The 12,180-nt window shown below is 59.8% G+C and carries 13 protein-coding genes; 11 read left to right on the top strand and 2 right to left on the bottom strand.

Translation table 11 applies throughout. The annotated features are described in order from the left end of the window. Nucleotides 1-130 precede the first annotated feature (130 nt). The 3 genes from K0F75_RS15205 to K0F75_RS15195 are packed head-to-tail and all read left to right on the top strand — an operon-like array spanning nucleotide 131 to nucleotide 1,807. Nucleotides 131-493 carry a CidA/LrgA family protein gene (locus tag K0F75_RS15205; protein ID WP_219062691.1) on the top strand — a complete coding sequence of 121 codons (363 nt, stop codon included), beginning with the start codon at nucleotides 131-133 and terminating at the stop codon, nucleotides 491-493. After that, nucleotides 490-1,206: an LrgB family protein gene (locus tag K0F75_RS15200; RefSeq protein ID WP_374028673.1), complete on the top strand. Its 717-nt coding sequence runs from the start codon at nucleotides 490-492 to the stop codon at nucleotides 1,204-1,206. Before K0F75_RS15205 ends, K0F75_RS15200 begins: the two co-directional genes overlap by 4 nt. 10 nt (nucleotides 1,207-1,216) lie before the next feature. Then, entirely contained in the window at nucleotides 1,217-1,807 is a 591-nt protein-coding gene (locus K0F75_RS15195) for an LON peptidase substrate-binding domain-containing protein (protein ID WP_219062690.1), read from the top strand. Nucleotides 1,808-1,811: 4 nt separating this feature from the next. Here the strand turns inward: K0F75_RS15195 and K0F75_RS15190 are convergent, their stop codons facing one another. Further along, nucleotides 1,812-3,152, bottom strand: coding sequence for a bifunctional DedA family/phosphatase PAP2 family protein (locus tag K0F75_RS15190; protein ID WP_219062689.1), 1,341 nt, complete (start codon nucleotides 3,150-3,152; stop codon nucleotides 1,812-1,814). A 3-nt stretch (nucleotides 3,153-3,155) separates the two neighbouring features. After that, nucleotides 3,156-3,839 carry a DNA-3-methyladenine glycosylase gene (locus K0F75_RS15185; RefSeq protein ID WP_219062688.1) on the bottom strand — a complete coding sequence of 228 codons (684 nt, stop codon included), beginning with the start codon at nucleotides 3,837-3,839 and terminating at the stop codon, nucleotides 3,156-3,158. 230 nt (nucleotides 3,840-4,069) lie between these two features. Between K0F75_RS15185 and K0F75_RS15180 the strand changes: the two genes are divergently transcribed. From K0F75_RS15180 to K0F75_RS15145, 8 genes are read left to right on the top strand one after another with little or no spacing between them, the layout of a single operon-like run. After that, on the top strand, nucleotides 4,070-5,341 hold the full coding sequence (locus K0F75_RS15180) for a glutamate-5-semialdehyde dehydrogenase (RefSeq protein ID WP_219062687.1): 1,272 nt from the start codon (nucleotides 4,070-4,072) through the stop codon (nucleotides 5,339-5,341). Between the two features lie 49 nt (nucleotides 5,342-5,390). Then, nucleotides 5,391-6,050 carry a nicotinate-nucleotide adenylyltransferase gene (gene nadD / locus K0F75_RS15175; RefSeq protein ID WP_219062819.1) on the top strand — a complete coding sequence of 220 codons (660 nt, stop codon included), beginning with the start codon at nucleotides 5,391-5,393 and terminating at the stop codon, nucleotides 6,048-6,050. Nucleotides 6,051-6,108: 58 nt separating this feature from the next. Then, nucleotides 6,109-6,540, top strand: a complete 432-nt coding sequence (gene rsfS, locus K0F75_RS15170; RefSeq protein WP_257604395.1) for a ribosome silencing factor — start codon at nucleotides 6,109-6,111, stop codon at nucleotides 6,538-6,540. Between the two features lie 9 nt (nucleotides 6,541-6,549). Beyond that, nucleotides 6,550-7,017 carry a 23S rRNA (pseudouridine(1915)-N(3))-methyltransferase RlmH gene (gene rlmH / locus K0F75_RS15165; RefSeq protein ID WP_219062685.1) on the top strand — a complete coding sequence of 156 codons (468 nt, stop codon included), beginning with the start codon at nucleotides 6,550-6,552 and terminating at the stop codon, nucleotides 7,015-7,017. A gap of 19 nt (nucleotides 7,018-7,036) precedes the next feature. Beyond that, complete coding sequence (mrdA, locus tag K0F75_RS15160) at nucleotides 7,037-8,932, top strand: penicillin-binding protein 2 (RefSeq protein WP_219062684.1); 1,896 nt, start codon at nucleotides 7,037-7,039, stop codon at nucleotides 8,930-8,932. A gap of 31 nt (nucleotides 8,933-8,963) precedes the next feature. Continuing rightward, nucleotides 8,964-10,067 carry a rod shape-determining protein RodA gene (rodA, locus tag K0F75_RS15155; protein ID WP_219062817.1) on the top strand — a complete coding sequence of 368 codons (1,104 nt, stop codon included), beginning with the start codon at nucleotides 8,964-8,966 and terminating at the stop codon, nucleotides 10,065-10,067. 17 nt (nucleotides 10,068-10,084) lie between these two features. Continuing rightward, nucleotides 10,085-11,095, top strand: coding sequence for a lytic murein transglycosylase B (gene mltB / locus K0F75_RS15150; RefSeq protein WP_219062683.1), 1,011 nt, complete (start codon nucleotides 10,085-10,087; stop codon nucleotides 11,093-11,095). Then, nucleotides 11,095-12,099: a septal ring lytic transglycosylase RlpA family protein gene (locus K0F75_RS15145; RefSeq protein ID WP_219062682.1), complete on the top strand. Its 1,005-nt coding sequence runs from the start codon at nucleotides 11,095-11,097 to the stop codon at nucleotides 12,097-12,099. The genes mltB and K0F75_RS15145 overlap by 1 nt, the downstream gene beginning before the upstream one ends. Nucleotides 12,100-12,180 lie beyond the last annotated feature (81 nt).

Below are 12,180 nucleotides of genomic sequence, written 5' to 3'. Positions count from 1 at the left end.
ACCGTGCCAAGGCTTAAGATCAGCACGGGCTTTAGGGATGGTCAAGGATGTATGCCTTTGGCGAATGCTGATTTATCAGCCATCACGACAGCGTGCCTATAATGGCGGCGCGAATTTGCTGGAGTTTCTTATGTTGCTACGGGGTCTGACATGGCTGGTGTTGTTCCAATTGGTGGGCACAGCGCTCAATCACCTGTTTTTGCCGATACTGCCTGGGCCGATTATTGGCCTGGTGTTGTTACTGATTTTTCTGATGACGCGTGGCGAAGTCAGTGAGCCATTGAGTCTGGCCGCCAGCAGCTTGTTGCGTTATCTGCCGCTGCTGTTGGTGCCGCCCGCCGTGGGGGTGATGGTCTACGCTGCCGAGATTGCTGCCGATTTCTGGGCCATTGTCGGATCGTTGGTCCTGTCGTTGTTGCTGTCCCTGGCGTTCGTCGGCTGGCTGATGCAGAAGCTGGTTCTGCGCCAGTCGCGACGCGGGGAGTCCTCATGAGCATGGATTGGAATGGCGCCTGGAACGCGGTGATCCATCATCCGCTGTTTGGCATTGCGATTACGCTGGGGGCGTACCAGTTGATGCTGGCCGCTTACGAAAAAACCCGCTGGATATTTTTGCAGCCGGTGCTTATCTCGATGTTGCTGGTGGTCGGCATTCTGGTCAGCTGCGGCCTGAACTATGCCGAGTACCGTAAAAGCACGGAAATCCTCAGTATTTTGTTGGGGCCTGCGACGGTTGCGCTGGCGGTGCCGCTCTATCTGAACCTGCGACGTATTCGCCAACTGTTCTGGCCGACCTTTACTACGCTCATCGTGGGCGGAGTGCTGGCGACATCCCTGGGCGTGACGCTGGGCTGGCTGTTCGGTGCCGATCACATGATCCTGATGACCATGGCGCCCAAATCAGTGACGTCGCCGATTGCCATGTTGGTGGCCGAACAGATTGGTGGCGTCGCGCCACTTGCGGCGGTGTTCGTGTTGATTACCGGGGTGATCGGTGCGATTTTTGGCCCCGGTCTGCTGTCTCTTATAGGGGTGGAGAATCAGGCTGCGCGCGGTATGGCCCTCGGTTTGGCCGCCCATGCCGTAGGCACCTCGGTGGCGTTGCAGGAAAGTGAGGAGTGCGGTGCGTTCGCCGCGCTGGCAATGAGTTTGATGGGCGTCGGCACGGCGGTATTCTTGCCATTGGCCGTTACGCTGGTCGTTTAAGGAGGCTTCCATGATGTTGCCATTATTTCCGCTCAACGCAGTGCTGTTCCCGGGGTGCATGCTCGATTTACAGCTGTTCGAGGCACGCTATCTGGACATGGTTGGTCGCGTGATGAGGCAGGGCGAAGGCTTTGGCGTGGTGTGCATTCTTGACGGCGAAGAGGTCGGGCAGGCGCCAGAGGGCTATGCGCTGGTGGGTTGCGAAGCGTTGGTGCGGGACTTTCAGCAGCAGGACAACGGCTTGCTGGGGATTCGCGTGGAAGGTGGACGACGTTTCCGCGTGGTCAGTACCGAGGTGCAGCGCGATCAGCTGATTCTGGCTGACGTTGAGTGGCTGGATGAGCTGCCAGAGCGCCCGTTGCAGGAAGCAGACGCCGATCTGGTGGCCTTGCTTGCCGCCTTGGCCGAGCACCCGATGGTTGCCGCGCTGAACATGGGCGTAACGGCCAGCGGCCAGCAATCGCTGGCCAATCAGCTGGCCTATCTGCTGCCCTTCACCGAAGAAGACAAGGTCGAGTTGCTGGAACTCAGCGATGCTCAGGAGCGCCTGGACGCGATTCAGGACCTGCTCGATGAAATGCAGGGCGAGTTGCAGGCCTGACGGGTTAGTTAATCGCCCCGGTGGGGGACAGGTACTGATAACGCAGCGCCGCGTGGGACAGTGAATGCAGGGCGAAGAAGCCGTATAAGGCGACCAGCGCTGGCAGGATCAGCCACCACACCCGCACCGGCATGGGCTCAAGCGGCGTTTTACGCTGGATGAAGAACAGGCTGGCGGCGCAGAGGCAGAACGCGAGCAGGGCCCCGGCCAGCACATCAGTTGGCCAATGCACCCCCAGATAAACCCGCGACATGGCAATCGACAGCGCCGGAATACCGCCCAGCAATAACCAGGTCAGGCGCAAACGCACCGGCTGACCGCGTCCCGCCAGTATCGCCAACGCCATAAACAGCGCGAATGACCCCGAGCTGTGCCCGCTGGGCATGCTGTAAGTAGTGAGCGGGTCGATCAGTACGTCGGGACGCGTGCGGGCGAAGAACCATTTCATTCCGGTATTGGCCAGTGCCGAGCCTACGGTCACTGCGCCAGCAAATATCGCCTGTTTCCATTGCCGGGTTGCCAACAACAGCACCAGCAACAGGGTGACGACGGCCACCTGGGTTTTGAAGTCGCCGAGCCGGGTGATCATCACCACAAACTGATTAGCCGCTTCGCTGCGATGCTCCTGCACCAGTGTCATCAAGCCCTGATCGAAGTGCGTCAGGTAGGGCCAGCCGAAAAATACCCCGGCCAGCATGACAAGGCTCAACACGGCGATCAGCGGGGTTGCATACCGCTTCCCGCCAAAGCTGCTATGGATACTGACGCCGAGCAACACCGCCAACCCACCACCGATCATCCCGGCCTGTGACCAGAAGCCCTCGGGCAGCGGCAAGCGCATCGCCGCGCCGGTGGCCCAGCCCGGCAGCAGGTACGCGAGGGACCAGCCGGCGGCCGCGATCACGCTGACAGCCGCAAAGCGCGGGAAAGGCATGTCGAACATGCCTGCGACCATGGGCAACATGGGTCGCAGTGGCCCGATAAAGCGTCCGACCAGCAGGCTGGCGATGCCGTAGCGCTGGAAATAGAGCTCCGCACCGCCGATCCATTCCGGGTGATGACGCAGCCCTGGCAGGCGGCGGATGTTCTGGTGAAAGCGCCTGCCGACGAAATACGACAGACCGTCACCCAGCAAGCCGCCACAAAAGCCCAGTAAAAGTGTTTCACCCAATGACAAGGCGCCACTGCCAGCCAGTACCGCGACAGTGAACAGAAGCACGGTGCCCGGCACAATGATCCCGGCGATGGCCACGCATTCGAGGAACGCCACCAAAAAAATCGCCACACCCAGCCACGAAGGGTTTGCGCTCAGCCAGCCGGTAATGCCATCGAGCCATGGGCCCATGTCTCAGTTTCCTTGCTTGAGTAAAAAGTAATCGTGGCCTTCGACCTGGCCGCGTCGCAGCGGGTTCCGCGTGCAATACCGGGCGTAGGTGGCGTCGACGAAACGGTACATCAGGTGCCCGTCGCGGCCCTCGGGGATGCCCAGTCGTGTGGTCTGGATAATCTGCTTGGGCTCGGCACCGACATCATCGACGAACAGGTGCTCAAGGTCGAAGCGTTTGGCGTCCCACGTCGGGACTTTGAGCCCCAGCGCCTTGCACAGGAGGGTTTGACCGGCACACAGGCGCTCGGGCGGACGCAGCGCGCCCTTGGCATCAGGGTTGTTCAAGAGCATGTGCGCGAGGCTGTTGCCGTCGGAAAGTTCGTCGACCCACGGATACGCGGACTTGATCAGCACAGCGTTGCCGGGCCCTTCGGCGCTGAAGTTCAGCGAATCACCCCCGCGGGCATAGTACATATAGATGTGCCCGCCCTCGAGAAACAGCGCCTTGCGTTTTTCGGTGTAACCCAAGGACGCGTGGCTGCCTTTTTCTGCACAGTAGTAGGCTTCCGTCTCGATGATCCGCGCCGACAGCCATAACGAATCCTGGCCGCTCCCTACGCGATGACGAATCACCTTGCCCAGCAACGCCCGGGCGAGGACTTGCGCATCGCGGTTGAAAAACGAGTCCGGCAGGGGGTTGGGCATCGGTGCTTTCGGTCGTCGAATGGCAATCAGGGCGGCGATGATAACAACAACTGTCTTAATCAAAGCTGAATGACGGTGTGTTGGGCTCCGGATTGAAATATGGGGTGTTCCAGAGGGCTTTTTATTCCGAGTTTGCGGGGGTTATCGACCATCCGCCTGTCACCGCTGTCGTTACTCGGGCCCGACAGCTATAATCGGCCGCTTTCCTCTCTGCCAAGACCTCTGAGACCATGACTGAGTCCGTTCTTGACTACATGACCCGTTTGGGTCGCGCCGCCCGCGAAGCTTCGCGCGTGATCGGCCGCGCCAGCACCGCGCAGAAAAACCGCGCCTTGCAAGCCACCGCTGACGCTCTCGATGACGCTCGCGCCGAATTGTCTGCCGCCAATGAGCTGGACCTGACCGCCGGTCGGGCCAACGGCCTGTCGCCATACATGCTTGAGCGTTTGACCCTGACGCCAGCACGCATCGACAGCATGATCGAAGGTTTGCGTCAGGTGATCAGCCTGCCGGACCCGATTGGCGCGATTCGCGACATGAGCTATCGGCCGTCGGGTATTCAGGTCGGCAAGATGCGTGTGCCGCTGGGTGTGGTGGGGATTATTTACGAGTCGCGTCCGAATGTGACGATCGATGCCGCGAGCCTGTGCCTGAAATCGGGTAACGCCACGATTCTGCGCGGTGGGTCTGAAGCCATTCATTCCAACCGTGCCATCGCCGCCTGCATTCAGCGCGGCCTGGCGGTCGCCAATTTGCCAGCAGCCGTGGTGCAAGTGGTTGAAGTGACGGATCGCGCGGCAGTTGGCGCGCTGATCACCATGCCCGAGTACGTCGACGTGATCGTTCCGCGCGGCGGCAAAGGCCTGATCGAACGAGTCAGTCGCGATGCGCGGGTGCCGGTGATCAAGCATCTGGACGGCATCTGCCACGTTTATGTCAGTGCTCACGCCGATCTGTCCAAGGCTCAGCGCATCAGTTTCAACGCCAAGACCTACCGTTACGGCATCTGCGGTGCGATGGAAACCTTGCTGGTGGATCAGGCTGTCGCTGCCGAGTTTTTGCCGCCAATGGCCGCACAGTTCCGCGAAAAAGGTGTCGAGTTGCGCGGTTGCGAACGCACCCGCGAGCTGATTGACGCCCTGCCAGCGACTGAAGAAGACTGGAACACCGAATACCTTGCGCCGATTTTGTCGATCCTTGTGGTGGCGGATCTGGATCAGGCCATCGAACATATCAACCGCTATGGGTCGCACCATACCGATGCCATCGTCACTGATCATCAGGGCCAGGCTCGGCGTTTCCTGGCCGAAGTAGACTCCAGTTCGGTGATGATCAACGCCCCGACCTGCTTCGCTGATGGCTTTGAATACGGATTGGGTGCGGAGATCGGCATTTCTACTGATAAGCTGCACGCCCGCGGTCCGGTCGGTCTGGAAGGTTTGACCTGCGAGAAGTACATCGTGGTCGGCGATGGTCAGTTGCGTGGCCAGGAGCCTGCCTGACTTGGCCGATCCCGAAAAACCCGCTGCGCAGGTGCAACAGACGCCAGGCCTGCCCAGACGTATCGGTATGCTGGGCGGCACGTTCGACCCCGTGCACATCGGCCATTTGCGCAGTGCGCTGGAAGTCGCCGAGCTGCTGGGGCTTGATGAGTTACGCCTGACACCCAGTGCCAGGCCGCCTCATCGCGACATGCCAAGCGTCAGTGCGCAGCACCGTCTGGCGATGGTCAAGTGCGCGGTGGCCGGTGTGCCACCTTTGACGGTGGATGACCGTGAGCTGCAACGGGACAAACCGTCGTACACCATCGACACCCTGGAACTGATGCGGGCCGAGTTGGCCGCAGATGACCAGTTATTCCTGTTATTGGGTTGGGATGCCTTTTGCGGGCTACCGACCTGGCATCGCTGGGAAGAACTGCTGGAGCACTGCCATATCGTGGTGCTGCAACGCCCGGACGCCGACAGCGAGTCGCCTGACGCCATGCGCAACTTGCTGGCGGGGCGCGCAGTCAGCGATCCGAAGGCCCTGAAAGGGCCGGGCGGACACATTACATTCGTCTGGCAGACGCCGTTATCGGTGTCTGCCACCCAGATCCGCCAACTGCTGGCCAGCGGGAAGTCGGTACGTTTTCTGGTGCCAGACGCGGTACTGGCCTATATCGACGCGCACGGGCTGTACCATGCGCCGAACACTCAGGGGACCCTTTGAAACAGCCTCTCTAGATGGCGTTTCAGGTCCTCATACACACGAGCTGAATGAGTTTTTTATGACGAAGCAAAATAGCGAAATCCTGATCAAGCTGGCAACGGCTGCACTGGAAGACATCAAGGCCCAGGACATCCTGGCCATCGACGTGCGCGACAAGACCAGCATCACTGATTACATGCTCATCGCCACCGGTACCTCTAACCGTCACATCGCCTCGATGGTCGAGAACGTGCGCGACAAGGTCAAGGCTCAGGGCTTCAAGCCACTGGGTGAAGAAGGCAAGGGCGACAGCGATTGGGTTCTGTTGGACCTGGGCGACATCATCGTGCACGTAATGACCGCCAGCGCCCGTCAGTTCTACGACCTTGAGCGTCTGTGGCATGGTGCCGAGCAAAGCCGTGCAAGCCATGGCAGCCACGATGCAAACCCGTTTGACCCGATGGCAGCCGACAAAATGTCATTCGACAACACGCCGTCTGACAAAGAGTAAGGGGTTGCTGTGCGTCTGCGTTTGATCGCTGTCGGTTCGCGCATGCCAAAGTGGGTGGAGGAAGGTTGGCATGAATATGCCAAGCGTATGCCATCCGAACTGGCGCTCGAACTGGTGGAAATTCCGCTCAATACCCGGGGCAAGAATGCCGACGTGGCGCGCTTTATCCGTCAGGAAGGCGAAGCCATGCTGGCAAAAGTGCAGCCGGGCGAGCGTATCGTCACCCTCGAAGTGCACGGCAAGCCGTGGAGCACCGAGCAGTTGGCGGTCGAACTCGATCGCTGGCGTCTGGATTCGCGCACGGTGAATCTCATGGTCGGCGGCCCGGAAGGGCTGGCACCGGAGGTCTGCGCGCGCAGCGAACAACGCTGGTCGTTGTCCCCGCTGACCTTGCCGCATCCTCTCGTGCGCATCCTCATTGGTGAGCAGATGTATCGCGCCTGGACTGTTCTGTCCGGGCACCCTTATCACAAGTAGTCGTGTGAACTCGCCCTAAATGTCCCAGCCGATTCGCCTCAAGGACCACGAGAAAGATGCCCGCCTAGTGCGCGGCAGAGTCGTGGTCGGGGCTGTGGCGGTGGTGGTACTGGTGTGCGTGCTGATTGCGCGGCTGTATTTTCTGCAGGTCATCCAGTACGAGTATCACTCGACCCTGTCAGAGAACAACCGGGTTCATGTTCAGCCGATTCCGCCACCCCGTGGGTTGATCTACGACCGCAATGGGGTGGTCGTCGCCGATAATCGGGCCAGTTTCAGCTTGAGCATGACCCGCGAGCGTTCTGGCGACTGGGGGCAGGTGCTGGACGTCATCGTCAGCGTGCTGGAATTGACGCCTGATGATCGGATGCTGTTCGAAAAGCGCATGAAGCAGGGGCGTCGGCCATTCGAGCCGGTGCCGATTCTGTTTGAGCTGACTGAAGAGCAAATTGCCCGCGTTGCGGTCAACCAGTTCCGGCTGCCCGGCGTTGAGGTGGTTGCGCAGTTGGTTCGCCACTATCCGCAGGGCGCGCACTTCGCGCACTCGGTGGGTTACATGGGGCGGATAAACGAGAAAGAGCTCAAGGTGCTCGACCCGGTCAATTACAGCGGCACCCACCATATCGGCAAAACCGGCATCGAGCGTTTCTACGAGCCGGAGCTGCATGGTCAGGTGGGCTACGAAGAAGTTGAAACCAACGCCCGTGGGCGAGTATTGCGTGTGCTTAAACGCACCGATCCTTCGCCAGGCAAAGACATCGTCCTGAGCCTCGACATCAAACTGCAGGAAGCCGCCGAAGCTGCATTGGCCGGGCGTCGCGGTGCTGTGGTCGCGCTTGATCCACGTACTGGCGAAGTGCTGGCGATGGTCAGTCAGCCGAGTTTCGACCCTAACCTGTTTGTCACCGGCATCAGCTTCAAAGCCTATGCCGAGCTGCGGGACTCCATTGACCGGCCCTTGTTCAACCGTATTCTGCGTGGCTTGTACCCGCCGGGTTCGACGATCAAACCGGCGGTTGCTATCGCCGGGCTCGACAGTGGCGTCGTCACGGCATCCACCCGGGTATTTGACCCGGGCTATTACCAATTGCCGAACTACGACCACAAATACCGCAACTGGAACCGCACGGGTGATGGCTGGGTCGATCTGGACACGGCGATCATGCGCTCCAACGACACTTACTTTTACGACCTGGCACACAAGCTCGGCATCGACCGGCTGTCGTCGTACCTGAACAAGTTCGGGATCGGGCAGAAGGTCTCGCTGGACATGTTCGAAGAGTCACCGGGCTTGATGCCGTCGCGAGACTGGAAGCGGATGACCCGGCGTCAGGCCTGGTTTCCTGGCGAGACGCTGATCCTCGGTATCGGTCAGGGCTATATGCAGGCGACCCCGCTGCAACTGGCGCAAGCGACTGCGCTGGTGGCCAACAAGGGCAAGTGGAATCGTCCGCACCTGGCAAAAACCATCGAAGGCTTGCCGCCGGTAGACGAAAACCCGATGCCGGACATCGTGCTGCGTGACGCCTCGGACTGGAACAAGGTCAACCACGGCATGCAACAAGTGATGCACGGCGCCCGCGGTACGGCGCGCAAGGCGGCGATCGGTTCGCCATACCGGATTGCCGGCAAAAGCGGTACAGCTCAAGTGGTGGCAATCAAGCAGGGCGAGAAGTATGACCGCACCAAAATTCAGGAGCGTCACCGTGACCACGCCCTGTTCGTCGGCTTCGCCCCGGCGGATAACCCGAAAATAGTCGTGGCAGTGATGGTGGAAAACGGCGAGTCCGGTTCCGGCGTCGCGGCCCCCGTGGTCCGTCAGGTGATGGATGCCTGGTTGCTCGGCCCGGACGGCGTGCTCAAACCTGAGTACGCCAGCACCTCAAATGCGGAGGCTTCGGCCCGTGAAGAGTAATTTCGACCGCATCCTTTCCAGCGAAGACGTGATGCGCCGTCGCGCCAGTTTCCTTCAGCGCATTCATATCGACGGGCCGCTGTTGATCCTGTTGCTGACCCTGGCCGCTGGCAGTTTGTTCGTGCTGTATTCGGCCAGCGGCAAGAATTGGGATCTGCTGATCAAGCAGGCGACTTCCTTTGGTATCGGTCTGGTGTCGATGTTCATCATCGCGCAACTCGAGCCGCGCTTCATGGCGCGCTGGGTACCGGCCGCCTACGTAGTGGGGCTGATGCTGCTGGTGGTAGTGGACGTCATGGGCCACAACGCCATGGGTGCGACCCGCTGGATCAACATTCCCGGTGTCATCCGCTTCCAGCCTTCCGAATTCATGAAAATCATCATGCCGGCGACCATCGCCTGGTACCTGGCCAAGCACACGTTGCCGCCGCACTTGAAGCACGTGGCCTTGAGCCTGGGGCTGATCGGTCTTCCGTTCATCCTTATCGTGCGTCAGCCGGACCTGGGCACCTCTCTGCTGATTCTGGCGTCGGGTACTTTTGTGCTGTTCATGGCCGGCCTGCGCTGGCGCTGGATTATCAGCGTGGTCACCGCCGCCGTGCCGGTGGCGGTCGGCATGTGGTTTTTCTTCATGCACGACTACCAGAAACAACGAATCCTGACCTTCCTCGACCCGGAAAGCGATCCACTGGGCACGGGCTGGAACATCATTCAGTCCAAGGCGGCGATTGGTTCGGGCGGCGTATTTGGTAAGGGCTGGTTGCTGGGCACGCAGTCGCACCTGGACTTTTTGCCGGAAAGCCACACCGACTTTATCATTGCGGTGTTGGGTGAAGAGTTCGGCCTGGTAGGCATTTGCGCCCTGTTGCTGATCTATGTCCTGCTGATCGGTCGAGGGCTGGTGATCACCGCTCAAGCGCAGACGCTGTTTGGCAAATTGTTGGCCGGCAGCCTGACAATGACGTTTTTTGTTTACGTTTTCGTCAACATCGGTATGGTCAGTGGCCTGTTGCCGGTTGTAGGTGTCCCATTGCCATTTATTAGCTATGGCGGAACCTCCCTGGTAACACTGCTGTCAGCGTTTGGGGTTTTGATGTCGGTCCATACCCATCGTAAGTGGATCGCACAGGTTTGATTAAGGTGAACAACTCAATGCAAGTAATGCGTAGCTGGGCTGCTCGATATGCTCCGTTGGTCGGCCTGGTGGGCATCCTTGGTTCAGTGCAGGAGGCGGCCGCAGGCGATTACGAAGGCTCGCCGCAAGTGGCTGAATTCGTCGGTGAAATGACCCGCGACTATGGGTTTGCCGGTGAACAGCTCATGGCTGTTTTCCGCGAAGCAGAACGCAAACAGGCCATTCTCGACGCGATTTCTCGTCCGGCCGAACGGGTAAAACAGTGGAAGGACTACCGGCCGATCTTCGTCACTGATGCGCGCATCGCGCGTGGCGTGGACTTCTGGCGTCAGCACGAAGCGGCTCTCGCACGTGCCGAGCAGGAGTACGGCGTACCGGCTCAAGTCATCGTTTCGATCATCGGCGTGGAAACATTTTATGGTCGCAACACCGGCAACTACCGCGTAATAGACGCCTTGTCGACGTTGGGCTTCGACTATCCGCCGCGTGCCGACTTCTTCCGCAAGGAGTTGCGCGAGTTCCTGATGCTGGCGCGTGAAGAGCAAGTTGATCCCCTGACACTTAAAGGCTCGTATGCCGGTGCCATGGGATTGCCGCAGTTCATGCCCAGCAGTTTTCGGGCGTATGCCGTGGATTTCGACGGTGATGGTCACATTAATATCTGGACCAACCCGGATGACGCAATTGGCAGCGTTGCCAGCTATTTCAAGCGTCACGGTTGGGTCGCGGGCGAGCCCGTTGTGAGCCTTGCGACGGTGCGCGGTGAGCATGCCGACGAAGGTTTGAGCCCCGGAATCGATCCGGTAAAGAATGTTGGGGAGTTGCGAGCGTTGGGGTGGTCGAGTCATGATGCGCTGCGCGATGATATGCCGGTGACCGCTTTCCGGCTCGATGGCGAAAATGGCCCCGAATACTGGATGGGCCTGAAGAATTTTTATGCAATCACGCGCTACAACCGCAGTGTGATGTACGCCATGGCCGTGCATCAACTGTCTGAACTGCTGGTCCAAGCACGGGGCGTCAAGTAATGCGGGCATTGCCGATTCGCAAACCACTAAAGTTCCTGGCCTTTGCAGCCTTGACCATCCTGGTGGCCAGCTGCTCGACCAGCCGCTCGCCACAGAGCACGACTGTGCGTTCGGGCCCCGGTCTGGACATCAACCGTGCGCACAAAGATGGTGCGCCGTGGTGGGATGTCGATGTCTCGCGGATTCCGGATGCAGTGCCGACCCTGCATAACGGCCCGTACAAGGCCAACCCCTACACCGTGTTGGGCAAGACCTATTTCCCGCTGTCGGACTCCAAGCGCTACGTAGCGTCGGGAACCGCGTCCTGGTATGGCACCAAGTTCCACGGCCAGGACACGGCCAACGGTGAAAAATACGACCTGTACGGCATGAGTGCCGCTCACAAGACGTTACCGTTGCCCAGCTATGTGCGTGTGACCAATCTGGACAACAACAAGAGCGTGATCCTGCGGGTCAATGACCGTGGGCCGTTCTATTCCGACCGGATTATCGACCTGTCCTACGCGGCCGCGAAAAAGCTCGGTTACGCCGAAATCGGCACTGCGCGGGTCAAGGTTGAAGGTATCGACCCGCAGGAATGGTGGGCGCAGCGCGGACGTCCAGCGCCGCTGATGCTTGAACAACCGCAAGTCATCGCCCAGGCTGCGCCGCCTGCCTTTACGGCTTCCACTGGAACGGTCGAGCAATATACGCCACCGCCCCAGCAGCACGCTGTGGCAGTTCCGGCCATGCAAATTGATGCAAAAAAAAACGCTTCCGCACAAGCCTCTGGGCTGTATCTCCAGGTGGGCGCTTTCGCCAACCCGGACGCTGCGGAACTCCTGAGGTCGAAGTTGAGCGGGATGGTGCAAACTCCAGTGTTCGTCAGCTCGACAGTACGCAGTCAGCAAACGCTGTATCGGGTGCGGATGGGGCCGATAGACACTCAGGGTGAAGCCCAGCAATTACAAGCCAGCGTCCGGTCGGCCAATCTTGGCCAGCCGAGCGTGGTGACGTCGGATTAATAATTCAACCCTGGTTGGTTCAGGGTTGATGTGCAGTTGTTTGTCCGACGGTGACTTGCCGACAGAGCAAGCGATACATGC

Origin of the sequence: Pseudomonas sp. UMAB-08, assembly GCF_900095225.1 — a bacterium.
In the GTDB taxonomy this organism is placed as follows: Bacteria; Pseudomonadota; Gammaproteobacteria; order Pseudomonadales; family Pseudomonadaceae; genus Aquipseudomonas.
The sequence above is the reverse complement of the archived record's forward strand: the minus strand, read 5'-3'. Positions and strand labels throughout refer to the sequence as shown.